Source organism: Derxia lacustris, assembly GCF_002105195.1.
Lineage (GTDB): Bacteria > Pseudomonadota > Gammaproteobacteria > Burkholderiales > Burkholderiaceae_E > Derxia > Derxia lacustris.
The window spans coordinates 144,385-168,976 of record NZ_MUHU01000010.1 but is presented as its reverse complement, the minus strand read 5'-3'; the positions used below and the strand labels follow the sequence as shown (position 1 = coordinate 168,976).

Sequence of the window (24,592 nt, the reverse complement as noted above, 5' to 3'; positions counted from 1 at the left end):
CCAATCCGACGCCGGCGCCTTGCGTGCCGGCGTTGCCGTTTTCATTCGAGGTGGATCGTCATGCTTGTGCGCATTCCCGCCGTGCTCGGCGCCAATGAAATTGCCCGGATGCGCAGCGCGCTCGACGCTGCCGACGCGCCCTGGATCGACGGCCTGGCCACCGCCGGCCACCAGGGCGCGCGCGTCAAGCGCAATGCCCAGCTCGACGAGGCCAGCGCGCTGGCGATGCAACTCGGCCAGCAGCTGCTGGCGGCCATCGAGCGCAATCCGCTGTTCATCGGCGCGGCGCTGCCCAATGCGGTGTATCCGCCGATGTTCAACCGCTATGCCGGCGGCCAGCACTTCGGCGATCACATCGACAACGCGGTGCGGCTGCTGCCCGGCGGCGGCCGGCTGCGCACCGATCTGTCCTGCACGCTGTTCCTGAGCGCGCCCGACGAGTACGACGGCGGCGAGCTGCGCGTGGAGGACAGCTACGGCACCCACAGCGTCAAGCTGCCGGCCGGCGACATGGTCGTCTACCCGTCGACCAGCCTGCACCGGGTCGAGCCGGTGACGCGCGGCGCCCGCGTGGCGAGCTTCTTCTGGGTGCAAAGCCTGGTGAAGGACGACGGCCGGCGCAGCCTGCTGTTCGACATGGACTGCGCACTGCAACGGCTGGCCGCCAGCGGCGCCGACGAGCGCGCCCGGGTGCAGCTCACCGGCTGCTATCACAACCTGCTGCGCATGTGGTCGGAGCTGTGAGCGGCCGGTTCAGGCGGCGTCGAGCAGCGGCGCCATCGCCGAACTGAAGCGCTCGCTGCCGCCGCGCTCGTCGCGCTCGACGAACAGCGCGGCGATGCCGAGCCGCTCGGCCAGCGCCAGCCCGGCGTCGGCGCCGAGCACCGCAAGCCAGGTCGCCAGCGCATCGGCCCGCATGCAGCTCGCATGCAGCACGGTGACGGCGGCCAGCCGGTGCGCCAGCGGCCAGCCGCTGCGCGGATCGAGCGTGTGGCCGTAGCGGCGCCCGTCGCATTCAAAGACATGCCAGCTGTCGCCCGAGGTGGCGACGGCCTGTTCGCGCAGGGCCAGCACGCGCGGCGGCAGCTCGGCGTCGAAGGTGAGATCGGGCGGCTCGATGGCGATGCGCCAGGGCTGGCCGTCGGGCCGCTGGCCGCTGGCGCGCAGCTCGCCGCCGATGTCGACCAGCGCATCGCGGATGCCGAGCGCCGCGAGGCAGGCCACCACGCGGTCGACCGCATGGCCCTTGGCGATCGACGACAGATCGAGCTCGATGCCGCCCGGCTGGCGCAGCGCGCGCCGCTCGCGGTCGAGCTGCAAGCGCTGCCAGCCCATGCGGGCGCGGGCTTCGGCGATGGCTTCGGCGCGGGGCGGCGGGCGCTGCGGCCGCTCATCGCGCGGCTGGCCGGCGCCAAAGCCCCACAGCCGCACCAGCGGCGCGACGGTCGGGTCATAGGCGCCGGCCGAGCGCGCCGCCAGATCGAGCGCGCAATCGAGCACCTCGAACAGCGGCTCGGGCAGCGTCTGCCAGTGGCCGGCCGGCGCGCGGTTGAAGCGGCTGAGATCGGAATCGGCGTCCCACACGCTCATCTGCGCGATCACCAGATCCAGCTCGCGCTCGACGGCGGCGCGCAGCGCGGGCAGGGCCGGCGTCGGGCTGGCATCGGCTGGCCGCGCGAATTTCACCGTCCAGCGCGTTCCCATGCGCTCGCCGGTGAACCACTCGACCGCTGCGGTCACTTGGCCTGGATTTCCAGCGTCGCGCCATAGGCCAGCCGGCGTTCCTTTGCCTTCGGCACGCTGGTGCGGTCGTCCTTCGCATCGGCGTCGAGGTAGTAGAGGCCGGGCGCCGGCAGCGTCAGGCTGACCAGCCCGGTCGCATCGGTCGTCAGCTTCACCGCCTCGGGATCGTCGCGAAACCGCGTGTTGCCGGGCAGCAGCGTCAGCGCGATGCCGGCGGCCGGCTTGCCGTCGAGCAGCAGCCGGAAGCTCGCGCGCTCGCCGCTGACCAGATCGTTGGGATGGGTGACCGGTTGCAGCTCCAGCCCGCGACCGCTCGGCACCAGCGCGCTCGGCTTGCCCACGGTCACGAAGGACTCGACGCGGACGATCTGCTCGATCACTTCCAGGTTCTCGGCCTCGGCCGGGATCTCGCCGGCCAGCTTGCCGACCGGGCCGCGCCAGCGCTTCTGCTCGCCCTTGAGCGTGTAGCTGGCCAGCGCGTTGTGGCCGGCCAGCGCCAGCCGGTAGCTGCCCGGCTGCTCCAGCCTGAGATCGAAGCTGCTGCGCAACCGGCCGCGCTGCGGATTGTCGGGCGTCACGCGGCTGCCGTCGGGCGCGGTCACGGCCAGATCGTCGAGCGGCACGCCGACATGCGTGAAATAGAACAGGTCGTCCGACGCGGCGGCATCGACCGTGATCCATTGCGACTTGGCCAGCACCGTCGACGACGGCAGCAGCCACAGATGATGGGCGGCGGCCGGCGCCACGGCAGCGGCGCCGAGCAGCACGGCCAGGGCGGCACGCAGGACGAGCTTGCGGGATGGGTTCTTCATGTCGCGGTTCTCCGGTGCTGCGCTCAGGGCTTGAGTTCGAGCGTGATCTCGCCCAGTTCCTTGCGGCCGGCGGCCTGCAACTGCTCGGCTTTCTGCGGCGGCCAGCTGAACGCCAGGCTCACCACTTCATGGCCGCCGGCTTCGCGCGCGGCTTCCACGTTGAGGCGGTATTCGCCCGGCGCCAGCGCGGCCAGCGGCGCGGCCTTGTCGCTGAGGGCGAGCCGCTGCTTGCCGACCGGCCGGGTCGCGCTGGTCACGCCGTCGATGGGGAATTGCAGTTCGCGGCCGCTGCGGCGCCACCACTGGCGCAGGTCCTTCAGCCATTTCACGCCTTCGGCGTCGCGCTTTTTCAGGTCGTACCAGACGGCGACATTGCTGGCGGCGCTCTGGTCGGCGCGCTCGATCCAGATCGCGACATAGGGGCGGTGGTACTCGGCCACGTCGAGGCGCGGCACTTCGACGCCGATGCTGAGATCGGCGGCGAGCGCCGGCGTGCCCAGCAGCGCGCCCAGGGCAAGGGTCAGGCGGTGACGCATGGAACGGCTTTCAGTGAAGGAAGACGACAGCAAGCGCGAGCGGCACGGCGACACCGGCCGCCACCAGCGGCCAGGTGGACGGCCGCTTGCCGGCATGCACTTGCAGGATGAGCAGGCCGCTCAGCGCAAACACCAGACAGGCGAGCGCGAACACATCGATGAACAGGCTCCAGGCGCGGCCGGTGTTGCGGCCCTTGTGCAGATCGTTGAGCCAGGCGATCCAGCCACGGTCGGTGATCTCGGCCTCGGCCGCGCCGTCGGCGAGCGCGATGCGCAGCCAGGCGTCGCCGCCCGGGCGCGGCAGCGAGACGTAGACCTCGTCGGCCGACCATTCGGGCCGGGCATCGGCCAGCGTGAGCGGCCAGGCGTCCTCGATGCGGCCGGCGACCGTGGCGGGCAGCGGCGGCGCCAGCTCGGTGCCGGTCGGTGCGGCTGCGGTCAGCGCCGCCAGCTCGGATGGCGCGAGCTGGAGCGCCAGCCTTTGCACCTTGGCATGCGATTCGATCTGGCCGGCATGGTTGAGCGTGATGCCGGTCAGGCTGAACAGCAGCAGCCCCGCGAGGCAGATCGCCGAGCTGATCCAGTGCCAGTTGCGCAGCGTCTTGAGCCATTGGGCGCGGCGCTGGGCCTCGCGCTGGGTTTCGCGTTGTGCATCGGCCGGGCGCAGCGCTGCACCGGCGCGCCGGTCGGAGACCAGCGACGTGTCGGGAGATTTCATGGCCGGATCAGTGCGCGGGCGGCTGCATCACGAAGCCGAGCCTGGTCAGACCGTGGCGCTGCACGGCGGCCATCACCTCGGCCACATGCTCATAGGCCACGCGCTTGTCGGCGCCGAGGCGGATCTCGGGCTGGGGTTGACTGAGCGCGGCGTCGGCCAGCTTCGCGTCGAGCGCGGCGGCGTCGATGACCGCGTTGTCCCAGCGCACGCGGCCTTCGGCGTCCACCGCCAGTTCGATGGCGCGCGGGTCCTCCTTGGCCGGCGTGCTGCTGGCCTGCGGCAGGTCCACCGTCACGTCGTGCCGGATCATCGGCAGCGTCACCATGAACACCACCAGCAGCACCAGCATCACGTCGACCAGCGGCGTGGTGTTGATCTCGGGATTGAAGTCTTCGCTGTCGTCGAGGCTGCCAAGCGCCATGTCGTTCTCCTGGTGCTGGCGGCGCTCAGGCGCGGCCGGTGGCGGCGATGACGGCGAGCGGCGCGCGGTCGCGGCTGGCGCTCGGATTGGCGGCCGGCGCCATGCGCGCGCCGGTCACGAAGTAGGAATGCAGGTCGAAGCCGAAGCGGTTGAGCCGACCGGCGACCGCCTTGTTGGCGCGCACGAAGGCGTTGTAGGCAAAGCCGGCCGGAATGGCGACCGCCAGACCGAGCGCCGTCATGATCAGTGCCTCGCCGACCGGGCCGGCCACCTTGTCGATGGACTGCGCGCCGCTGCCGCCCATCGCGATCAGCGCGTGGTACACGCCCCAGACCGTGCCGAACAGCCCCACGAACGGCGCCGAACCGGCGATCGACGCCAGCATCGACATGCCGGCGCTCATGCGCGCGATGGCTTCGTCGATGCTCAGGCGCAGCGAGCTGGCGAGCCAGTCGTCGAGCCGGATGTTGTCGTGCAGCGCGCCGTGGCGCGTGGCGTGATGCTCGGCGGCGTCATGCGCGCGGGCGGCAACCGCGTAATAGGGGTTGTCGCGCGAGCTGCCCAGGCTGGCCAGCGCATCGCCGAAATTGCTCGCATCCCAGAACGCCACCTCGGCATTGCGCGACAGCCGGCGCATGCGCGCGATCTGGATCATCTTGGTCACGATCACGTACCAGGAGCAGATCGACAGGGCGATCAGCAGCACGGTGACGCCACGGCCGATGGCATCGGTTTGCTGCCACAGGTTGGCAAGGCTGAAGGCGTGTTGGTTGTCCATGGCAGGCGCTCGTTGGTTTGGGAAGGAGTCAGGAATCGAGGTCGAAGCGGGTGGCGATCAGGGCCCAGATCGGCACGGCGGCACCGTCGACGACATGGGGCTTGAACAGCGCCTTCATGGCGGCGGCGATGGCGGCGTTGTCGAGCCGTTCATGGCCGCTCGACCGGGTCACTTCGGCGCGCTGCGGAATGCCGCCGGCATCGACCAGCACGCGCAGTTCCACCACGCCGGCTTCGCCGCGCCGGCGCGACAGGCCGGGGTATTCGGGCGCCGGCGGGCGCAGATAGCTGATGCCGCTGCTGACGGTGCGCGGCTGGGCCGGCGCGGCGCTGGCCATGGCGGCGGGCGCCGGCGGCGCGGCAGGGGCGGGCGTTGCGGCGGCGACGGGCGGGCTGGGCGGCGCGGCTTCCACCGGTGCGGGCGCGGCCATCTGGGCCGGCGCCGGCGATTGCACCGCCAGCACCGGGCTCGGGCGCGGTGCCGGCAGTGGTGCGGGCGTGCGCTTGACGACTTCCGGCTTGCGCTCGACCGGCGTCGGTGCCGCAGCGGGTGCCGCCGCCGAGACCGGCGCCGCGATCAGGCTGGCGACCAGCACCGGCGGCGCGACCGGCTCGGGCAGCGCGGCGCTGGCCTGATGACCCACGGCCCAGATCGCGCCGGCATGCAGCGCAAGCACGGCGGCCAGTTCGGCGGGGCGCAATCGTCCGGAGGCCAGGTTCATCGGCGCAGCTCTTTCGTCGAAAACGATGGGTAGACATCAGGCAGCAATCTGCTTGATGAATTACAAATGCGAATCAATCGCATTACGTTTTCGACTATAGCCGCAGTGTCATTGCGGTGCAACAGTCCCGGCCTTGCGCCGGGGCTGCGTCAGTAGCGCGAGAGGTCGAAGCCCCAGGTGCGCGGGTCTTCGTAGCTGGCGATGCGGTCGTCCGAGCGCGCCAGATCGATCTCGCGCACCGGCAGGTGCGCCTGCGACTTGAGCGAGAAGAACACCCGCACGCGCGGCGTGAGCGCATTGCTCGCGTGCTGCTCGCCCACCACCGCCAGCCGCTGCGATTCCAGCCGCACCAGGCAGCCGGTGGGATAGATGCCGACGCACTTCACGAAGACGCGTACCAGCGCATCGTCGAAATGCGTGCCGACGTTCTTCATCAGCATGCGCAGCACCGCCGTGGGCGGCTGGGCGCGGTGATAGACCCGCTCGGACGAGACCGCGTCGTACACATCGGCGATCGCGGCCACCCGCGCGAGCGTGGAAATCTGCGCGCCGGCCAGACCGTCGGGATAGCCGGTGCCGTCGAGCCGCTCGTGGTGATGCCGCACCACGTCGAGCGAGGCGGCGTCGTGATGACCGGCCTCGATCAGCAGCCGGTGGCCCTCGGCCGGATGCAGCTTGATGGTGCTGAACTCGGCCTCGGTGAGCTTGCCGGGCTTGTTGAGCACCGCATCGGGCACGCTGGCCTTGCCCACGTCGTGCAACAGGCCGGCGAGACCGGCGGCGCGCATCGCCTCGGGCGACAGGCCGGCCTGCCTGCCGAGCGCGATCATCAGCGTGCCGACCGCCACGCTGTGCATGAAGGTGTAGTCGTCCTTGCTCTTGAGCCCGATCAGCGACACCAGCGCGCCGGCATTGCGCATGACCGAGCTGACCATTTCCTCGGCCAGCGTGGCCACCTCGGGCAGATCGCCGATGCCGCCGAGCCGGGCTTCGCGCATGGTTTCGCGGATCAGGCCGCGCGCGCGCGCGTGCAGCTTGCGCGCCGCCGTCAGCTCGTTCTCGAAGCTGGTCGGCGTGACGATGGCCCAGGGCGGACGGTTGTCGACCGGCGCGGGCGGGCTGGCCGGCACGGCCGGTTTGGCTTCGGGTTCGGCTTCCGGTTCGGCGGCGGTCGGCGCGAGCCGGTCGAGATCGATGCCGCGCGTCAGGTCGATGACGATTTCGCTGCGCCCGAGCTGGCGGATCTTGTCGAGCGTCTCGTCGTCCTCGATGAGGAAGCGCGTGCGCAGGAAGTCGTGCGCCCACCAGGAGCGGTCGATGTCATGCACGAACATGCCCAGTCGTGCGTCGCGCGCGGGAATCTTGAGCAGCGAATTCATGTGCCGTGGTTTGTGCCTTGCCGGTCGGTATCGCCAGGAATGGACGGCGCTCGGTGGGCTATCGGCAGCCGTGGACACATCTTGAGCGGGCTTGCCCGGCCTCAAGCCGGGAGAAGGGCGGCTGCGGGTAAGCTCGCAGCCCGATTGAACCGGAAGGCAAGATGATTCGACATGCGCTGGCAGGCGTCGCATTCGCGGCGCTGGGCCTTGGAGCCGCGGTCTGTGCCCAGGCACAGACGGCGGTGGTGCTCAACTCGCGCGACGCTCAGGTGAGCCTGCTCGACATGCGCGAGGGCCGCGAGACCGGCAAGCTCGACGTGGGCAAGGAGCCGCACCACCTCTATCCCACGCCCGACGGCAAGAGCCTGATCGTGGCCAATGCGCTCGGCAACGACCTCACCTTTCTCGATCCGCGTACCGGCGCGTTCCAGCGCAAGGTGACCGGCATCGACGATCCCTACCAGATCGGCTTTGCGCCCGACAACAAGCGCTTCGTCGTCAATTCGCTGCGGCTCGACCGCGTGGATGTCTACGACTACGACGGCGCCAACTTCAAGCTGGTCAAGCGTTTCGCGCTCAAGTCGATGCCGAGCCACATGGCATTCACGCCCGACTCGGCCGTGGCCTACATCACGCTGCAAGGCAGCAACCAGGTCGCCGCGCTCGACCTGCGCAAGATGGAAGTGCTCTGGCAGGTGCCGGTCGGCGAGGCGCCAGCGGGCATCTTCCTCACGCCCGACGGCAAGAGCCTGCTGGTCGGCATCATGGGCGCCGACTTTGTGGAGGTGATCGACATCGCTTCGCGCCGGACGGTCAAGCGCATCAAGACCGGCATGGGCTGCCACAACTTCCGCGCGCTCGGCGACAAGCGCCATGTGTTCGTCGGCAACCGGGTCGCCAACACGATCAACATGATCGACATGCAGACGCTGGAGAACGTGGCGACCATTCCGGTGCCCGGCGGCCCCGACGACATGGAGATCACCGCCGATGGCAAGCAGCTCTGGACCACGTCGCGCTTCATCAAGCAGGTCACGGTCGTGGATCTGGCCTCGCGTCAGGTGATCCGCAAGATTCCGGTCGGGCGGTCGCCGCACGGCATCTTCTTCGTCGACCGGGCGCCGCTGCTGTGAGGCTGGCCGCCGCGATGACCGTGGCGGCGCGCCGGGCCGGCGCAGTGCTGCTGGCCGGCGCGGCCGTCGCGTTCGGCCAGCCGGCGCGGGCTGCCGAGCCGGCCTGCGACAAGCCGGTCTTCCTCACCTTCGACACCGGCAACATGTCGGTGGCCGAGCAGATCGCCGCCATCCTCAACAAGCACCACGCCAAGGCCACGTTCTTTGTCGCCAACGAGCGCACGCCCGACGGCTGGTCGCTCGGCGAGGAATGGGCGCCGTTCTGGAAGGCGCGCGTCGCTGAGGGCCATGCCTTCGGCACCCACACCTTCGATCATGTCTATCTGCTCAAGGGCGCGAGCGGCATCCGCGTCGAGCCGCAGTTCGGTGCCGACGCCGGCCGCAAGCTCGACTGGAGCCCGGCCCAGTACTGCGCCGAGCTGGGCCGCAGCGCCACGCGCTTCAAGGCACTCACCGGCGCGACGCTCGCGCCGCTGTGGCGCGCGCCGGGCGGCCGCATCAATGCCGCCACCGAGGCCGCCGCCGCGTCCTGCAGCTATGCGCCGCATGTGGGCTGGGCCGAGGCCGGTTTTCTCGGCGACGAACTTCCGTCGGAGCGCTGGTCGAACCAGGCGCTGCTCGACCGGGCGCTGGCGCGCATTCGCAGCGGCGACATCGTGATGGCGCATCTGGGCATCTGGTCGCGCCACGATCCGTTCGCGCCCATGCTCGATCCGCTGCTCGACGGGCTGGCCGCGCGCGGGCATTGCTTTCCCACGCTGCGCGAACATCCGCTCTATCGGGCGGCCCTGCAGCGGCACTGATGTCCTCGTTCTCGCCTTCTCCGTAGCAGCCATGTTCAGCCACTTCGCCGACACCCTCGCCAACCTGTTCTCCGCCGCCCAGGACTGGCTGTTCGAGCATGTCGCCATCCACATCGTCTATGCGCTGGGGCTGGCGCCCTATACCGAGCAGGCCTTCGACGCGGTCGAATGGTTTCTGGTCGGGCTGATCGAGGTGCTGCTGCTGTGGCTGGTGCTCGGCACCTGCGAGCGGCTGGCGCCGGCCCAGACCATCGCCGACCGCCGCGCCGTGCTCACCGATGTGCTCTACACGCTGCTGCACCGGCTCGGCGGCTTTGCGCTGATCGCGTTCGCGCTGGTGCAGACCGTGGCCGACGACATCGAGGGCGCGCTGCGGCTGGTCGGCTTCGATGCGATCGAACTCGACCGCGTCTGGCCCGGCGTCACCGACCAGCCCTGGATGTCGTTCGCGCTCTATCTGCTGCTGTTCGACTTTGTCGACTACTGGCTGCATCGCGGCCAGCACCGGTTCGGCTGGTGGTGGCAGCTGCATGCGGTGCATCACAGTCAGCGCGACATGACGCTGTGGTCCGACAACCGCAATCACCTGTTCGACGATCTGCTGCGCGATGCGGTGTTTGCGCTGCTGGCGATCGCGCTCGGCGTGCCGCCGGGCCAGTTCGTGTGGCTGGTGGTGGCGCAGCGCGCGGTGCAGAGCGCCCAGCATGCCAATGTGCGCTGGGGCTTCGGCTGGTTTGGCCGGCTGCTGGTGAGTCCGCAGTTCCATCGCCGCCATCACGCGATGGAGGTGGGCCATCCGCCGGTCGACGGCCAGACCGGCGCGCGGCGCTATTACGGCGTGAACTACGCCGTGCTGTTTCCGATCTGGGATGTGCTGTTCGGCACCGCCGATTTCCGGCCCTTCACCGGCGCCTGCGGCATCGACGACCAGCGGCCGGGCCACAGCGCGCGCTTTCCGGCCGGGCGCGATTACGGCCGCGGTTTCTGGGCGCTGCAATGGCGGGCGCTCGCGCGCATCGCCGGCCGCGCCTGAAAGGCCAGTTCATGACCCGTACCACGCTCAAGCTGTTTGCCGCGCTGTTCCGTGCGGCGGTGTCGCTGGCGAGTCCGCGCATGCTGCTCATCACGCTGCTGCCGCTGCTGCTCACGGCGGCGCTCTGGGCCGGACTGGCGTTCTGGGGCTGGGAGCTTGCGGTCAATGCGCTGCAAGCCTGGATCGTGCAGTCGAGCGTCGGCGCCTGGACCGTCGGCTCGCTCGGCGCGGCCGGCTTCACTCAGCTGAGCGCCGGTTTCCAGAGTTTTGCCGCGCCGATCCTGGTGGCGGCGCTGGCGCTGCCACTGGTCGGGCTGACTTCCATCGTGCTGACGGCGCTGACCGCCACGCCGCTGGCGGTGCGCCAGCTGGAGCGCGGGCGCTATGCCGGGCTGGCAGTGCGCGGGCGCGATTCCTGGTGGGCGAGCCTCGGCAATTCGCTGCTCGCCAGCCTGATCTTTGCGCTGCTGTGGCTGGTGACGCTGCCGCTGTGGCTGGTGCCGGGCGTGGGCTTCGTGCTGCCGATCGCGCTCTGGGGCTGGCTTGCCTATCGCACCTTCGGCTACGACGTGCTGCAACGGCATGCCGAGCCGGCCGAGCTGCAAGCCTTTCTGCGCGCGCATCGCTGGCCGCTGTGGCTGCTCGGTGCGGGCAGTGCGCTGCTTGGCGCCGTGCCGGGCGCGATCTGGCTTGGCGGCGCGGTGGTCTTCGTGCTCAAGCCCTTGTTCGCGCTGGTGGCGCTGTGGCTTTACGCTGTGGTGTTCATGTATGCGTCGCTGGCTTTCGCGCACTACGCGCTTGCCGCGTTGCTGGCCGAACGTCTGCGGGCTGCTGCGGCGCAGACAGTCGCGGTCGAGGTCGTGGACGAGCCTGCCGTCGCTGCGCTGCCGCCAGCCTGATCGCGGCGCCGATCTTTCCTCCAACTCAAACCAGGGCCAGTCATGTTCGGTCTCATCATCATCGGCGACGAGATCCTGTCGGGTAAGCGCGAAGACAAGCATCTCGCCAAGGTCATCCAGCTGCTCGGCGCACGCGGCCTGGCGCTCGGCTGGGCGCATTACCTGGCCGACGACCGCGAGCAGATTGCGGCCTTCCTGCGCCGCAGCTTCAACAGCAACGACATCGTGTTCAGCACCGGCGGCATCGGCGGCACGCCCGACGACCATACGCGGCAGGCGGCGGCGCTGGCGGCCGAAGTCAAGCTCCAGCGCCATCCCGAGGCTGAGCGGCTCATCATCGAACGGGCGCATGAAATCGCCCGCGAGCGCGGCGACACCGCGCCCTTCGATCCCGCTTCGCCCGAGAACCTGCATCGCCTGACCATGGCCGATCTGCCGGCCGGCGCCGATCTGGTGCCCAACCCCTACAACCGCATTCCGGGGTTTTCGGTCGGGCAGCACTACTTCGTGCCGGGCTTTCCGGTGATGGCCTGGCCGATGATCGAATGGGTGCTCGACACCAAGTACGCGCATCTGTTCCAGTTTGGTGCACGCGGTGAGCGCTCGGCCATCGTGTTCGATGTGTTCGAGGCGCAGATCACGGTGCTGCTGGAGCGCATCGAAGCCGATTTCGCCGGCGTGAAGATCTTCAGCCTGCCGTCGGTGGGCACGGCAAGCCTGGGACGGCATATCGAGGTGGGCGTCAAGGGGTCTGAGCATCAGCTCGATCGGGCCTTCGATGCACTGATTCGGGGCTTGGAGGCGTTGGGCGGCCGGATCGGACCCGGCGAATGACTCGATCGCCCGGCCGGATTGCTGCATTTGCACCGGCCGGATTTGGCAAATTGCCCGGAAAGCGGGCAAAAAAAAGCCCGACCGCCGTGGTCGGGCATTAAGGCACCTGCACAAGGACAGAATACGGTGCCAAGGAGACAACCTGCATTTGATCTATAGCAAAAACGTTGCCAGCAAGATGGTCTAGTTCGATGCGGCGCACAAACGAAAAGGCCCTGTCCGAAGACAGGGCCTTTTCGTTTGTCGAGCCGGACTTGGAAGTCCGGCCGATCTACCAGCTGCCAATAACTTAGGCAGTGGCCTTCTTCTTGGCGACGGTCGCGGCTTGCGTGGCGGCCTTGACCGTGGCGCTGGTCGCGGCGGCCAGATTGGCTTCGGCCAGATCCGAGACTTGCTTGGTGGCCTTGCTGACCGATTCGTAGGCGCTGTTGGCGGCGGCGACAGCCGACTTCACCAGGGCGATGGCCGATTCCGAACCCGTGGGGGCGTTCTTGGCGGCGGTGTCGAGCAGCGTGGCGAACTTCTTGTTCGAGTCGGCCAGTTGGCTTTCGGCGAACTTGACGAATTCGGTGCGGGTTTCGGTCGCGATGTCGCTCAGGTGACGGCCGTAGGCCAGAACCTTTTCGGCGGTCGGCTGAGCCAGGGCGACCTGGAATTGCAGGAATTCTTGCGGGTCGCGCAGTTCGAGCGCTTCCTTGGCCTTCTCGGCCGATTCGGCCAGCGTGGCCTTGGCGACGTTGATGTTCAGGTCGAACAGCTTCTCGACGCCTTCGAAGGTCTTGGCCGACAGGGCGAAGAACGAATCGAGGTTGGCCTTGTAGGCGGTGGCGAGTTGTTCAGGGGTCAGGACGGACATGGTGGTCTCCAGGAGCGGCTAGTCGAAGTAGGAAATTCGGTGGTGCGGGCAGTCCCGCGCTTTAACCGCTGACCGGTCTGCATCCCCGGCTTGACTGCACCAGATCGCGTTGAATCGATCTCGGTTTGTGCGTTGCGGCGAAGTGATTGTTCGTCATTCGGCGACAATGTGCAAGCCCGGAATGATGCGGCGCAACATGAATTCGTTGGTCGATCTCTTATTTGCTAATAAGCCGTTGATTTATATAGATTTAAATTAGGGTTGCAAGCCTAGTTGCAGGCATTCTGCAAGGTAACTCCAGCGCTTGGCGTGTGGCGTTGCGCAAGCCTTGACGACGAGCTCGAAAGCGCTCGGGATCGTGCGTCGCACAATCAGGTGACGATGACATTTGCAGCTTGCGTTACCTGTTGTTGCATAGAGCCCGCGACCACCGGAATCGACGCGTCATTCGGGCCGCGAGCGCTCGATGGCGAGCCGGATCAGCTCGGCTTGGGCGCCCACGTTGAGCTTGCGCCGAATGTTGAGCCGATGCGTCTCGACGGTGCGCACGCTCAGGTCGAGTTCGCGCGCGATCTGCTTGTTGGACAGCCCGCGCGCCAGCCGCGCCATGATGTCGCGCTCGCGCGGCGACAGCGGCTCGGCGCCGGTCGCGGCCAGTTCGCGGTCGAGCATGCGGGGACCGAGCGCCGGCGGCAGATAGACGCCGCCCGCCAGCAGCGCCCGGATCGCCACGATGATTTCGCTCGACGGTGCGTCCTTGAGCACATAGCCACGCGCCCCGGCGCGCAGCGCCTGCGAGATGAACTCGGGCCGGTCGTAGACGCTGACCATCAGCACCTTGAGCGTGGGCATGCGCGCGATGAGATGGCCGGTCAGCTCGATGCCCGACATGTCGCGCATGCCGATGTCCATCAGCACCAGATCGGGCTCGAGCCGCGGGATGCAGTCGAGCGCCTCGGCGGCGCTGCCGGCTTCGCCGACCACGGTGAAGGCCGATTCGCCGGGCAGTGCGCCGGGCTCCTGGCGCAGCCGCGCGGTGAGCCCTTCGCGCACCAGCGGATGGTCGTCGACCAGTACCAGCCGGATCGTCATGCCTGCTGCATCCAGCGCGCGGCCGCCGGCGCCGACTTGGCGGGCCAGGGCAGGGCGGCGGCGCGCGGTACCCGCGCTTCCACCTCGGTGCCGGTGGCGGCGCTGCGGATGGCGAAGCTGCCGCCGATGGATTCGAGCCGCTCGCGCATGTTGCGCAGGCCGATGCCGGCGCGACCGTCGTGCTGCACCGCCGCGAGGTTGAAGCCGAGGCCGTTGTCGCGCACGCTGAGCGCGATGTCGCCCTCGTTTTGCGCCAGCGCGACCCAGGCCCGCGTGGCGCCCGAGTGGCGCGCCACATTGGCCAGCGCTTCCTGCGTCACGCGGAACAGCACGGTGATGACATGCTCGGGCAGGTCGCGCGCATGGTCGGGCAGCTGCACTTCGGTATGGATGCCGGTGTCGCCGCTGAACTCGGCCGCCAGTCGCATCAGCGCCGCCGGCAGCCCGAGCACATCGAGCATCGGCGGGCGCAGCCGGTGCGAGATTTCGCGCAGCTCCTGCGTCGCCGACTGGATGCGCGCCAGCGCCGTGTCGAGCTGCTGGCGCGCGCCGGCCGGATCGGCGCCGATCTGGGCGGCGGCGGTTTCCACCAGCAGCTTGATCGACACCAGCGTCTGGCTGCTGCCGTCATGCAGCTCGCGCGACAGCCGGGCCCGTTCGTCTTCCTGCGACTGCACCACCTGATGCGCGAGCTGGCGCAGCTTTTCATTGGCGATGCGGTGCTCGCTCAGATTGAGCACCAGACCGCAGCTGCCGATGACGACCACGCCGAACAGCGCGCAGCCGGCGATCCAGGCCAGCGTGCGCTCGATGTTGGCGGCGCTCTGGCGGTCGAGCTGGTCGAGCGTCGCGCTCACGTCGTCGAGATAGATGCCGGTGCCGATCATCCAGTTCCAGCGCGGCAGCGACACCACATAGCCGAGCTTGCGTTCGGCCGCGCCGGTCGACGGCTTGTCCCACACGTAGTCCACATAGCCGCCGCCGTTGCGCGCGGTGGCGATCAGCTGCTGGATGGTGGGCTGGCCGCGCCGGTCGCGCAGTTCCCACAGGTTGTGGCCGACCAGCTCGGGCTGGCGCGGATGCATGAGATTGCGGCCGTCGAGGTCGTAGACGAAGAAATAGCCGTCCTGGCCGTAGTCGAGTCGCGCCAGCCGTGCCAGCGCCGCCTTGCGCGCGGCCTCGTCGTCCTGGCCCTGGCCGTACCAGGGCTCGACCGCGCTCATGGCCAGCTCGACGTAATGGCGCAGCTCGCTGCGCTTGGCTTCCATCGTGGCCGATTCGACGAGCGCTCGTTCGCGTTGCGCGAGCAGGCGCTCCTCATGGAAAACGGCGGTGGCAATCGCGAACAGCGTGAGCGCGAGAGGCACCACCGCAAGCAGGATGACCTTGGTCTTGAGATGCATGAAAGCCGGTTCGCGGGTGGGTAAGCGGATGTTAACCGGGCATCCGCAACAACCCTAGTCTGTGCAGGTGACATGCGCAGGATGGACCCATCGACTTGCACCAAACTGGCGCTGGAACAGTGCCAATCGCGGAGTAGAGTCGGTGGCTCGAAAACCCGCCGCGCTCCCTCGCCATGACCCAGCTGTCCGACCAAGTCCATCTGCGCCCCGACCAGCTCGACGCCTTCTGGATGCCTTTCACGGCCAACCGCCAGTTCAAGCAGGCGCCGCGCATGCTGGTGCGGGCCGAGGGCATGCATTTCTGGACCGACGATGGCCGCCAGATCCTCGACGGCATCAGCGGCCTGTGGTGCTGCAACGCCGGCCACAATCGCAAGCCGATCGTCGAGGCGATCCAGCGCCAGGCCGCCACGCTCGACTTCGCGCCGCCGTTCCAGATGGCGCATCCGCTGGCCTTCGAGCTGGCCAGCCGCATCGCCGAGCTGGCACCCAGGCCGGCCACGCCGGCCGATCCGGCGCTCGACCATGTCTTCTTCTGCAACTCGGGCAGCGAGGCGGTCGACACGGCGCTGAAGATCGCCATCGCCTGCCAGCGCATTCGCGGCGAAGGCGCGCGCACCCGGCTGATCGGTCGCGAGCGTGGCTATCACGGCGTGGGTTTTGGTGGCATCGCGGTGGGCGGCATCGTCAGCAACCGCAAGATGTTCGGCACGCTGCTGGCTGGCGTGGACCATCTGCCGCACACCCACAATCTGGAGCACAACGCCTACAGCGTCGGCCAGCCGGAATGGGGCGCGGATCTGGCCGACGAGCTGGAACGCATCGTCACGCTGCATGACGCGAGCACTATCGCCGCGGTGATCGTCGAGCCGGTCGCGGGCTCGACCGGCGTGCTGATTCCGCCGCTCGGCTATCTGCAACGGCTGCGCGAAATCACGCGCAAGCACGGCATCCTGCTGATCTTCGACGAGGTGATCTGCGGCTTCGGCCGGCTCGGCGCGGCGTTTGGCGCCAACCGGTTTGGCGTGGTGCCCGACATGATTACCTTCGCCAAGGGCGTCACCTCGGGCACGGTGCCGATGGGCGGCGTGATCGTGTCGAAGCAGATCTACCAGGACTTCATGGTCGGCCCGCCGGGCGCCATCGAGCTGTTCCACGGCTATACCTATTCGGCCCATCCGCTCGCCTGCGCGGCGGCGCTGGCCACGCTCGACGTGTACCGCGACGAACAGTTGTTCGAGCGCGCGGCGACGCTGGAACCGGTGCTCGCCAAGCTGGCGCACGGGCTCAAGGGTCGGCCGCATGTGGTCGATGTGCGCAATCTGGGCTTTGTCGCGGCGGTCGAGCTGGAGCCGCGCGCCGGCCAGCCGGGCGCGCGCGCCTTTGACGTCTTCCTCAAGTGCTACGAGCAGGGCGTGCTGGTGCGCACCACTGGCGACACCATCGCCTTCTCGCCGGCACTGATCGCCAGCGAGGCCGATCTTGAACGGCTGGTGAGCACGGTTTCCGAGAATCTGGCGCGCGTCGATTGAAGCAACACGGCGTTAGCAATCGCGCGCGAGCATGGCCGGTTGACCGTGCGGCGGCGCTTGGCCTGGGCGGGTAATTCCCGGCCCGGCAGCCGCGTCGGGCTTGCAAACCACTTTCGGCAGCAGGGGTAGACTCGCGGCCCGGTCAACCGAAGTCATTCCCTCTCAAGGAGCCGCGCATGCAAGGCGACAAAGACGTCATCCAGTGGCTGAACGCCCAGCTCAAGAACGAACTGACCGCGATCAACCAGTATTTCCTGCACGCCCGCATCTACGGGCACTGGGGCCTCGACGGCCTGCAGAAGAAGGAATACGAGGAGTCGATCGGCGAGATGAAGCATGCCGATTCGCTCATCAAGCGGATCCTCATGCTCGACGGCCTGCCCAATCTGCAAGACCTGGGCAAGCTCAACATCGGCGAGAGCACCGAGGAAATCCTCAAGAGCGATCTGGCCGCCGAGCGCGCCGCGCAAGTCACGATCAAGAGCGGCATCGAGTGCTGCGAGCAGAAGAGCGATTTCGTGTCGCGCGAAATCCTGGTCGAGATCCTCGACGACACCGAGGAACACATCGACTGGCTCGAAACCCAGCTCGACCTGATCGACAAGGTCGGCATCCAGAACTACCAGCAGAGCTTCATGCGCGAGCCGAGCTGATCGGCCAGCCGACTCAGCGGGGCTTGAAGTCCTCGCAAGGGTCGGCGCGCGCGGCGGCCGGCGTCGCAATGACGAGGTCGTAGCGCGCTGCACTGCTGGCGCCGGCACTGCTGTCGGCGGTCAGCGCCAGTGCAGCACCCGCCGGCAAGCCGGCGTCTTCCTCCAGCCCGACGCTCGTCGCGGCCATTCCCACCAGCCATTGCGGCACGCCGATGTCACGCCGCACATGGCCATTGCCCGCAATCAGCAGCGCCTGCCGGTCGGTCACGCTGCGCAGCCGGGCCGCCATTACCGCGTCGCGCGCGATCTGGGCCAGCGCCATCCGGCGCGCCGTGGCTTCGTCGATCTGATTGCAATGGCCGGCGACGACTTCGGCGGTCTGGGCCGCGAGCAGCTTGTCGGGCAGCGGCCGGTCTAGGCCGAGCACGCTGCGCTCGCCGGCGCTGAACACCGCCTCGAAGCCGCCGCCGACGATTTTTGAAGCATCGGCGCGCGACAGATTGCCGGCCAGGATCGGTAGGTCGTAGCCCAGCGCCAGCACCACGAAGCCGCGATAGGCCGACCAGTCCCAGCCCTTGCGGCCCGGCGCGCCGGCGTCGATCACGCTGTCGGCGAGGCGGTCGAGCCCGGCAGCATCGGCCAGCCGACGGTCGCGTCGCGCCGCCGCCAGCGCGCGGTCGATGTCGGCCTGGCGTTCGCGGTCGAACTGTTCCATCACCAGCGCCGGCCGGATGCCCGCCACCAGCGCCCGCCGCAGCGCCTCGATGCGCAACTGGTGCTGCGCAGCATTGTCGTGAACCTCGCCGACCAGCAGCAGCCGTTGCCGGGTCATGACGCCGGCCAGCGCCTGCGCCGCCCATTCGCTGCCGGGCGGCAGTGGCTGGGCCGCCGGCGTGGCCGGAACCGGTGTCGGCTCGACCTTGCGTGGGGTTTCGATGGCTGGCCGCGCCCGATCCGGATCGGCAAACGGCCCCGATACAGGCGCGCTCGCCGAGGTGGTGGTCGTGGTCGTGCAAGCCGCGTTGAGCAGTGCAGCAACACCGATCATCGCGAGCGGCCAGCATCGTTTGCATGAACGATTGAGAATCATTATCGTTAAGTGTCTCAGGTTGATGTGGCTTCGCCGATGCCTTGACGCGCGGCAAGCGCGCATGGCGGCGGCATCGCTAGTCTGGCCCGGAACGACGGCGCTGCCGTCCGCGATTCCTCCCGTAACCCGACCAAGAAACCGCCATGCTCGCGCTCAGCCAGCTTTCGTTGAACACCGACGCCATCGTCGGTTCCGTGCAAGACGCGCATCCCGGCGATGTGGTCGCGCGCCGCCTGCGCGATCTGGGCTTTGTCTGCGGCGAGCTGGTGCGCGTGATTGCGGCCAGCCCGCTCGGCGGCGATCCGATCGTGGTGCAGGTCGGCTTCACGCGGTTTGCACTGCGTCGCTCCGAGGCCGAGCGCGTGTCGGTGCAGCTCATCGATGCGCGGCGCGCCGCCTGACCGGGAGCCGCGATGAATGCCAGCGTGAATCCGGCCGTGCTGCTCAACGGTTCGGCGCCGCCCAACCGGGTCGCGCTGATCGGCAACCCGAACTGCGGCAAGACCGCGCTGTTCAACCAGCTCACCGGCAGCCGGCAGAAGGTGGCCAACTACGCCGGCGTCACGGTCGAGCGCAAGGAAGGCCGGCTGGTGTCGCCGGCCGGCCGCGAGATTGCGGTGCTCGATCTGCCGGGCGCCTACAGCCTGGCCGCCGCCAGCCCCGACGAGGAAGTGACGCGCGATTTCTGCCTCGGCAAGCTGCCCGGCGAGACCCGGCCCGACATGATCGTCAGCGTGGTCGACGCGACCAATCTGCGGCTGCATCTGCGCTTCGTGCTTGAGCTCAAGTCGCTTGGTCTGCCGATGATCGTGGCACTCAACATGATGGACGCCGCCGCGCGCCGCGGCATCAAGGTCGATCGCGCCGGGCTGGAGCGCGAGCTGGGCGTGCCGGTCATCGAGACGGTGGCAGTCAAGCACGACGGCGCCCGTGCGCTGCTCGACCGGCTCGACGCCGCCATGCCGCCGGTGCCCGACGCCGGCCCCGATGCCGACGGCGTGCATGCCGAAGTCATGCGCATCCTCGCCGAGACCGTCGTCATTCCGCGCCGCACCGCCGAGACCGACGACGCCATCGACCGCTGGGCGCTGCATCCGGTCTGGGGTCTGGCCATCCTGGGCGCGGTGCTGTTCCTGATGTTCCAGGCCGTGTTCTCGTGGGCCGCGCCGTTCCAGGACGCGATCGACGCCGGCATCCATCTGCTCGGCGAGACGGTGTCGGGCGCCATGCCCGAAGGCGCGCTGCGCAGCCTGATCGTCGATGGCGCGATCGCCGGCGCCGGCAGCGTGCTGGTGTTCCTGCCGCAGATCCTGTTCCTGTTCCTGTTCATCCTCGCGCTGGAGGAATCGGGCTATCTGCCGCGCGCGGCCTTCCTGCTCGACCGGATCATGCTGTCGGCCGGGCTCACCGGGCGCTCCTTCATCCCGCTGCTGTCGAGCTTTGCCTGCGCCGTGCCCGGGATCATGGCCACGCGTTCCATCCAGGATCCGCGCGACCGCCTCGCCACCATCCTGGTCGCGCCGCTCATGACCTGCTCGGCGCGGCTGCCGGTGTATGCGCTGCTGATCGGCTCGTTCATCCCCGACCGCACAGTGGGCGGCGTGTTCAATCTGCAAGGCATGGTGCTGTTCGCGCTCTACGTGTTCGGCATCGTCAGCGCGCTGGCGGTGGCCTGGATCACGCGGCGGCTGCGCGGCAAGTTCAGCACCGATCCGGCCGAGCATGCGCTGCTGCTGGAGCTGCCGTCCTACCGCCTGCCGCGCCCGCGCGACCTGCTCATCGGCCTGAGCGAGCGCGCCAGCATCTTCATCCGGCGCGTCGGCGGCGTGATCCTGGCGCTCACGGTGCTGCTGTGGTTTCTGTCCAGTTTTCCGGCGCCGCCCGAAGGCTTTGCCGGCACGCCCATCGACGCGAGCTATGCCGGCATGCTCGGCCGCGCGATGGAGCCGCTGTTCGCGCCCATCGGCTTCAACTGGCAAATCTGCATCGCGCTAGTGCCCGGCATGGCGGCGCGCGAAGTGGCGGTCGGCGCGCTCGCCACGGTCTATGCGCTGTCGGCCACCGGCGACGACACGGCCCAGCAGCTCAGCCCGATCCTCGCGGCCAACTGGTCGCTGGCCACCGCGCTGGCGATGCTGGCCTGGTATGTGTTCGCGCCGCAGTGCCTGAGCACGCTGGCCGTGATCCGGCGCGAGACCAACTCCTGGCGCTGGGTCGCGGTGACCACCGTCTATCTGTTTGCGCTCGCATGGCTGGCGGCCTTCGCCACCTTCCGCATCGCGACCGCGCTGGCCTGAAGCCGCAACAAGGAGGCCGCCATGACCCCGTATGAAGTGTTCGAAAAGCTCGCGCTCGCGGGCGTGTTCGCGGTCGTCGTCTGGGTCGCCTTCGGCAAGCTGATGCCCGGCCTGCGCGCGCGGCTGCGCGCCGCGCTCGCCAGCGTGGCGGCGCGGCGCGGCCATGCGGCGCTTGCGCGCTGGCTGGCACCGACCGCGAGCGCTGGCGGCTGCGGTTCGGGCTGCGGCAGCTGCTCAAGCTGCGGCCCGGCACCGGCCGACGCCGCTGGCAAGACCGTGCCGATCCGGCTGCACGGCATTCCCCTCCCGCCGCGCAGCTGATCGCCGGACGCCCGTCCGGTCAAACGCCGGGCGCGGCCGGCCCGGCCGGTATGCTCGCCGGCCCTGTCGCCGTCCCGCCCGTCGCCGTGCCTGCTGCCGCTTCATCCTCATCCCCGCTACCGTCCGGCGCCGATTCACGCGGCCCGCTGCCGCCCGCCGTCATGGCCGGGCTGATGCTGGCCATCCTGCTCGGTGCGCTGGAGCAGAACATCGTCGGCATCGCGCTGCCGAGCATCGCGCTGCAATTGCAGGGCTTTGAATGGATGGCCTGGGTGGTGTCGGCCTATCTGGTCGCCTCGACCGTGGCCACGCCGATCTACGGCCGGCTCGGCGACCTGTATGGCCGGCGCCGGGTACTGGCCAGCGCCATCGGGCTGTTCGTGCTGGCGTCGGTGGCCTGCGCGGCCGCGCGTTCGATGCCCGAGCTGGTGCTCGCGCGGGTGCTGCAAGGGCTGGGCGGCGGCGGGCTCATCACGACCGCCCAGGCGGTCATCGCCGACATGGTTCCGCTGCGCGAACGCGGTCGCTACCAGGGCTATATCTCCAGCGTGTGGGCGTTTGCCGGCGCGGTCGGGCCGGTGGCGGGCGGCTTCATTGCCCACTGGCTGTCGTGGCGCTGGATCTTCTGGCTCAACCTGCCGCTCGGCCTGCTGACGCTGGCGGTCATCTGGCGCGCGCTGGCGCAACTGCCGCGTTCGGCGCGCCGGCCCCGGCTCGATCTGGCCGGCGCGGCGCTGCTGGGTGGCGGCACGGCGGCGCTGCTGATCGCGGTGACGCGGGCCGGGCAGGGCGCACCGCTGCTGGCGCCGGCCAGCCTCGCGCTGCTGATTGGCGGAGCGCTGGCGATTGCGCTGTTCCTGCGTCATGAGCGCCGCACGCCCGAGCCGCTGCTGCCGCTCGGTCTGCTGCGCGATCCGACGATTGCGCGCTGCACGCTCGGGCTGGCGCTGGCATTTGCGGCGCTGATGTCGGTGGCGGTGCTGCTGCCGCTGCGGCTTCAGCTGGTGGCGGGGCTGGCGCCCAATACCGCCGCGCTGTGGATGCTGGCCTTCAGCCTCGGCGTGCCGGCCGGCGCCTTCTCGGCCGGGCGCGTGATGCTGCGCAGCGGCCGCTACCGGCCGACGCTGCGGCTGGGCAGCTCGCTGGTGCCGCTGGGGCTGATCCTGCTGGCGCTGCTGCCGGGCGATCTGCCCTGGCCGTCGGCGCTGGCGGTGCTGGTGGTGGGTGCGGCGCTCGGCATGCAGCTGCCGACTTCGCTGGTGGCGGTGCAAAACGCCGCGCCGCGCGATCAGGTCGGCATTGCCACCGCGCTCACGGTGTTCACGCGGCTGCTCGGCGGTGCGATCGGCGTTGCCTGCGTGGGCGCGGTGTTCGTGGCGGCGCTCAAGGCTTCGGCGCCGACGGATGTGACGCCGAGCCTGTCCGATCTGCTGCATGGCGCGCTGGCGCCGCAGGCGGGCGCCGATGGCCCGGCACTGCGGGCCGCCGCCGATCAGGCATTGCGCATCGCCTTTCTGGCGGCGCTGCTGCCGGCCTTGCTGGCGGTCGGCGTGGTGGTCGGCATTCCCGACCGCGAACTCAATCGCGCGCCGGCACGCCGATAGCCGCTACTTGGTGAGGATGAGTCGGCCGGCGCGGGTGCGGCGCAGCGTGTAGAGCTCGCCGTTGTGCGCGATGCGCGCTTCCTGCTGGCCGCCGAGCAGGGTCTGGCTCGGCCAGACCTGCGGCCCCTGGCCCGCTGCGGGCCGCAGCCCGGCATCGCCGTGGCCGAGCATCGGCAGATCGTCCGATGCGCCAGCGATTGCCTCGTCGTTCATGCCGCCACCAGTCCGAGCGTGGCCAGCCCGGCCGACCGCTCGGCAGCCTCGGCCTCGTTGAGCAGGGCGCGCGCGTGCTGCACGCACTTGCCGCAGCTGCTGCCCAGACCCGATTCGTCGCGCAGATCGCGCACGCAGCGCGCGCCGGCATCGATGCACTTGCGCACCCGGCGCTCGGAAATGTTGTGGCAGACGCAGACGATCATGGAACCCATCCTCCGAAGTCCGGTGGGCGGGGGATGTAGCCGCCGCAGCCGGTGCTCAAACGCGAATCATTCGCATTCAATATAGCAGGACGCGGCGCTTTGGCAAGTGTTTGCCGCGCTGCGGTAAATCCAACATCCGAAAGCTTCCAGATAGTTTCCGATCTGCATGATTAGTAACGCAAACCATTCTCATTCACGTTACAGCGATGCCCGATCCGGCGCATCGGCAGGAGTCGGGCATGTCGGGGAGGTCGGAAATCGGTCGGGCCAGCGCGCTGGCAAAGCGGGATCGGCGCCGGTCCGCGCTGCCGCGTCTGGGCGCAGCGCTGGCGTTGATGGTGGCCAGCCTGCTCGGCGCCTGTGGCGGCGGCGGCACGGCCGGCGCCAGCGCCACGCCGGCTGCCACGCCGGCCTCGGCCATGAGCGCGACGGCCCAGCTCGGCGAAAAGCTGTTTGCCGATACCGCGCTGTCGCTGTCGGGCAAGCAGGCCTGCGCCAGCTGCCATGACGCCGCCTTCGCGCATGCCGCGCCCAATTCGCTGGCGGCCCAGCTCGGCGGCGCCGACCTGACGCTGCAAGGCACGCGCACGGCGCCGTCGATCGACTATCTCAACTACGACACCGCGTTCTATTTCGCGGCCGATGGCACGCCGACCGGCGGCTTCTTCTGGGACGGCCGCGCGCAGTCGCTGGCCGAGCAGGCCGGCGGCCCCTTCCTCAATGCGGTGGAAATGGCCATGCCGTCCAAGGCGGCGGTGGTGGCGGTGGTGGCCAAGGCCAGCTATGCGGCCGATTTCAGGAGCGTGTTCGGCAGCGACATCTTCAACAACGCCGAACTGGCCTTTGACCGCATCACCTTCGCGATCCAGGCCTATCAGCGCGAGGACGGCGACTTCCACCGCTTCAGCAGCAAGTACGACGCCTTCCTCGACGGCAAGGCGACGCTGACCGATGCCGAGAAGCGCGGCTTCGCGCTGTTCAACAACCCGAACAAGGGCAACTGCTTTGCCTGCCATCCGAGCGCGCGCGGCAGCGATGGCTCGCCGCCGCTGTTCACCGACTTCAGCTACGACTCGCTCGGCGTGCCGCGCAATCCCGAGCTGAAGGCCAATGCCGATGCCAGCTTCTACGACTTGGGCCTGTGCGCCCGGCCGGACGGCAGCCTGGCCCATCGCACCGATCTGTGCGGCGCATTCAAGGTGCCGTCGCTGCGCAATGTGGCGCTGCGTGGCGCGCTGTTCCACAACGGCCGCTTCAAGTCGCTGACCGAGGCGCTGCGCTTCTACGTGACGCGCGATACCGATCCGGCCGCCTGGTATCCGACCGTGAATGGCGAAGTCGTCAAGTTCGACGACCTGCCGGCCGCCTATCGCCGCAACGTCAACACCAGCGAGGCGCCCTACAACCGCCAGCCCGGCGATGCGCCGGCGCTGAACGAGGACGAGATCGCCGACGTGGTCGCCTTCCTGAACACGCTGACCGACGGCTGGACCGCGGCGAAATGAACCCCAAGAC

The 24,592-nt window shown here is 69.1% G+C and carries 27 protein-coding genes; 13 read left to right on the top strand and 14 right to left on the bottom strand.

Translation table 11 applies throughout. The features are described from left to right. The first annotated feature begins 60 nt into the window (after positions 1–60). Positions 61–744, top strand: coding sequence for a Fe2+-dependent dioxygenase (locus B9P64_RS10860; RefSeq protein ID WP_085316251.1), 684 nt, complete (start codon positions 61–63; stop codon positions 742–744). 9 nt (positions 745–753) lie between these two features. Here the strand turns inward: B9P64_RS10860 and B9P64_RS10855 are convergent, their stop codons facing one another. From B9P64_RS10855 to B9P64_RS10820, 8 genes are all read right to left on the bottom strand, one after another. Beyond that, on the bottom strand, positions 754–1,740 hold the full coding sequence (locus B9P64_RS10855) for an FAD:protein FMN transferase (RefSeq protein ID WP_235839964.1): 987 nt from the start codon (positions 1,738–1,740) through the stop codon (positions 754–756). After that, a complete protein-coding gene (locus B9P64_RS10850) occupies positions 1,737–2,555 on the bottom strand; it encodes a DUF4198 domain-containing protein (protein ID WP_085316250.1) in 819 nt (272 codons plus the stop codon). Before B9P64_RS10850 ends, B9P64_RS10855 begins: the two co-directional genes overlap by 4 nt. Before the next feature lie 23 nt (positions 2,556–2,578). Further along, positions 2,579–3,091 carry a DUF2271 domain-containing protein gene (locus tag B9P64_RS10845; RefSeq protein WP_085316249.1) on the bottom strand — a complete coding sequence of 171 codons (513 nt, stop codon included), beginning with the start codon at positions 3,089–3,091 and terminating at the stop codon, positions 2,579–2,581. A 10-nt stretch (positions 3,092–3,101) separates the two neighbouring features. Next, positions 3,102–3,809 carry a PepSY-associated TM helix domain-containing protein gene (locus tag B9P64_RS10840; protein ID WP_085316248.1) on the bottom strand — a complete coding sequence of 236 codons (708 nt, stop codon included), beginning with the start codon at positions 3,807–3,809 and terminating at the stop codon, positions 3,102–3,104. A gap of 7 nt (positions 3,810–3,816) precedes the next feature. Continuing rightward, entirely contained in the window at positions 3,817–4,230 is a 414-nt protein-coding gene (locus B9P64_RS10835; protein WP_085316247.1) for an ExbD/TolR family protein, read from the bottom strand. Positions 4,231–4,255: 25 nt separating this feature from the next. After that, positions 4,256–5,008, bottom strand: coding sequence for a MotA/TolQ/ExbB proton channel family protein (locus B9P64_RS10830; protein WP_085316246.1), 753 nt, complete (start codon positions 5,006–5,008; stop codon positions 4,256–4,258). 28 nt (positions 5,009–5,036) lie between these two features. Next, positions 5,037–5,729 carry an energy transducer TonB gene (locus B9P64_RS29075; RefSeq protein ID WP_085316245.1) on the bottom strand — a complete coding sequence of 231 codons (693 nt, stop codon included), beginning with the start codon at positions 5,727–5,729 and terminating at the stop codon, positions 5,037–5,039. A 149-nt stretch (positions 5,730–5,878) separates the two neighbouring features. After that, on the bottom strand, positions 5,879–7,108 hold the full coding sequence (locus B9P64_RS10820; RefSeq protein WP_176256798.1) for an HD-GYP domain-containing protein: 1,230 nt from the start codon (positions 7,106–7,108) through the stop codon (positions 5,879–5,881). A gap of 161 nt (positions 7,109–7,269) precedes the next feature. Here B9P64_RS10820 and B9P64_RS10815 point away from each other — a divergent pair, with 161 nt between their 5' ends. The 5 genes from B9P64_RS10815 to B9P64_RS10795 are packed head-to-tail and all read left to right on the top strand — an operon-like array spanning position 7,270 to position 11,810. After that, positions 7,270–8,241, top strand: coding sequence for a YVTN family beta-propeller repeat protein (locus B9P64_RS10815; protein WP_085316243.1), 972 nt, complete (start codon positions 7,270–7,272; stop codon positions 8,239–8,241). 14 nt (positions 8,242–8,255) lie between these two features. Continuing rightward, complete coding sequence (locus B9P64_RS10810) at positions 8,256–9,044, top strand: polysaccharide deacetylase family protein (protein ID WP_085316363.1); 789 nt, start codon at positions 8,256–8,258, stop codon at positions 9,042–9,044. Between the two features lie 31 nt (positions 9,045–9,075). After that, complete coding sequence (locus B9P64_RS10805; RefSeq protein WP_085316242.1) at positions 9,076–10,077, top strand: sterol desaturase family protein; 1,002 nt, start codon at positions 9,076–9,078, stop codon at positions 10,075–10,077. 11 nt (positions 10,078–10,088) lie between these two features. Further along, positions 10,089–10,976, top strand: coding sequence for an EI24 domain-containing protein (locus B9P64_RS10800; protein ID WP_176256797.1), 888 nt, complete (start codon positions 10,089–10,091; stop codon positions 10,974–10,976). Positions 10,977–11,018: 42 nt separating this feature from the next. Further along, complete coding sequence (locus tag B9P64_RS10795; protein ID WP_085316240.1) at positions 11,019–11,810, top strand: competence/damage-inducible protein A; 792 nt, start codon at positions 11,019–11,021, stop codon at positions 11,808–11,810. Between the two features lie 289 nt (positions 11,811–12,099). Here B9P64_RS10795 and phaP read toward each other — a convergent pair whose 3' ends face one another. From phaP to B9P64_RS10780, 3 genes are all read right to left on the bottom strand, one after another. Then, the gene (phaP, locus tag B9P64_RS10790) at positions 12,100–12,666 is read right to left on the bottom strand and encodes a TIGR01841 family phasin (RefSeq protein ID WP_085316239.1); all 567 of its coding nucleotides are present in this window, start codon (positions 12,664–12,666) and stop codon (positions 12,100–12,102) included. A 444-nt stretch (positions 12,667–13,110) separates the two neighbouring features. Further along, positions 13,111–13,758 (bottom strand): response regulator, encoded by a 648-nt coding sequence (locus tag B9P64_RS10785; RefSeq protein WP_085316238.1) that lies wholly within the window; start codon positions 13,756–13,758, stop codon positions 13,111–13,113. Continuing rightward, positions 13,755–15,161, bottom strand: coding sequence for a cache domain-containing protein (locus B9P64_RS10780; protein WP_085316237.1), 1,407 nt, complete (start codon positions 15,159–15,161; stop codon positions 13,755–13,757). The genes B9P64_RS10785 and B9P64_RS10780 overlap by 4 nt, the downstream gene beginning before the upstream one ends. 173 nt (positions 15,162–15,334) lie before the next feature. On the opposite strand from B9P64_RS10780, the gene B9P64_RS10775 reads away from it, so the two are divergent. Together B9P64_RS10775 and bfr are read left to right on the top strand one after the other, a co-directional pair. Further along, entirely contained in the window at positions 15,335–16,693 is a 1,359-nt protein-coding gene (locus B9P64_RS10775) for an aspartate aminotransferase family protein (protein ID WP_085316236.1), read from the top strand. Positions 16,694–16,869: 176 nt separating this feature from the next. Continuing rightward, positions 16,870–17,346 (top strand): bacterioferritin, encoded by a 477-nt coding sequence (gene bfr / locus B9P64_RS10770; RefSeq protein WP_085316235.1) that lies wholly within the window; start codon positions 16,870–16,872, stop codon positions 17,344–17,346. Positions 17,347–17,359: 13 nt separating this feature from the next. Here bfr and B9P64_RS10765 read toward each other — a convergent pair whose 3' ends face one another. Further along, the gene (locus B9P64_RS10765) at positions 17,360–18,394 is read right to left on the bottom strand and encodes a ChaN family lipoprotein (RefSeq protein ID WP_235839963.1); all 1,035 of its coding nucleotides are present in this window, start codon (positions 18,392–18,394) and stop codon (positions 17,360–17,362) included. Positions 18,395–18,579: 185 nt separating this feature from the next. Here B9P64_RS10765 and B9P64_RS10760 point away from each other — a divergent pair, with 185 nt between their 5' ends. Genes B9P64_RS10760 through B9P64_RS10745 form a run of 4 tightly spaced genes read left to right on the top strand, consistent with a single transcriptional unit; the run spans position 18,580 to position 22,658 of the window. Then, positions 18,580–18,837, top strand: coding sequence for a FeoA family protein (locus tag B9P64_RS10760; RefSeq protein WP_085316234.1), 258 nt, complete (start codon positions 18,580–18,582; stop codon positions 18,835–18,837). A gap of 12 nt (positions 18,838–18,849) precedes the next feature. Next, entirely contained in the window at positions 18,850–20,733 is a 1,884-nt protein-coding gene (gene feoB, locus B9P64_RS10755) for a ferrous iron transporter B (protein WP_085316233.1), read from the top strand. A 21-nt stretch (positions 20,734–20,754) separates the two neighbouring features. Next, positions 20,755–21,054: a DUF6587 family protein gene (locus tag B9P64_RS10750; protein WP_139826264.1), complete on the top strand. Its 300-nt coding sequence runs from the start codon at positions 20,755–20,757 to the stop codon at positions 21,052–21,054. A gap of 50 nt (positions 21,055–21,104) precedes the next feature. Beyond that, positions 21,105–22,658 (top strand): MFS transporter, encoded by a 1,554-nt coding sequence (locus B9P64_RS10745; protein ID WP_085316232.1) that lies wholly within the window; start codon positions 21,105–21,107, stop codon positions 22,656–22,658. 3 nt (positions 22,659–22,661) lie between these two features. Here B9P64_RS10745 and hemP read toward each other — a convergent pair whose 3' ends face one another. Together hemP and B9P64_RS10735 are read right to left on the bottom strand one after the other, a co-directional pair. Then, a complete protein-coding gene (hemP, locus tag B9P64_RS10740; protein ID WP_085316231.1) occupies positions 22,662–22,871 on the bottom strand; it encodes a hemin uptake protein HemP in 210 nt (69 codons plus the stop codon). Then, complete coding sequence (locus B9P64_RS10735) at positions 22,868–23,077, bottom strand: (2Fe-2S)-binding protein (RefSeq protein WP_085316230.1); 210 nt, start codon at positions 23,075–23,077, stop codon at positions 22,868–22,870. Before B9P64_RS10735 ends, hemP begins: the two co-directional genes overlap by 4 nt. A gap of 206 nt (positions 23,078–23,283) precedes the next feature. On the opposite strand from B9P64_RS10735, the gene B9P64_RS10730 reads away from it, so the two are divergent. Further along, entirely contained in the window at positions 23,284–24,582 is a 1,299-nt protein-coding gene (locus tag B9P64_RS10730; protein WP_235839962.1) for a cytochrome-c peroxidase, read from the top strand. Positions 24,583–24,592: the final 10 nt, after the last annotated feature.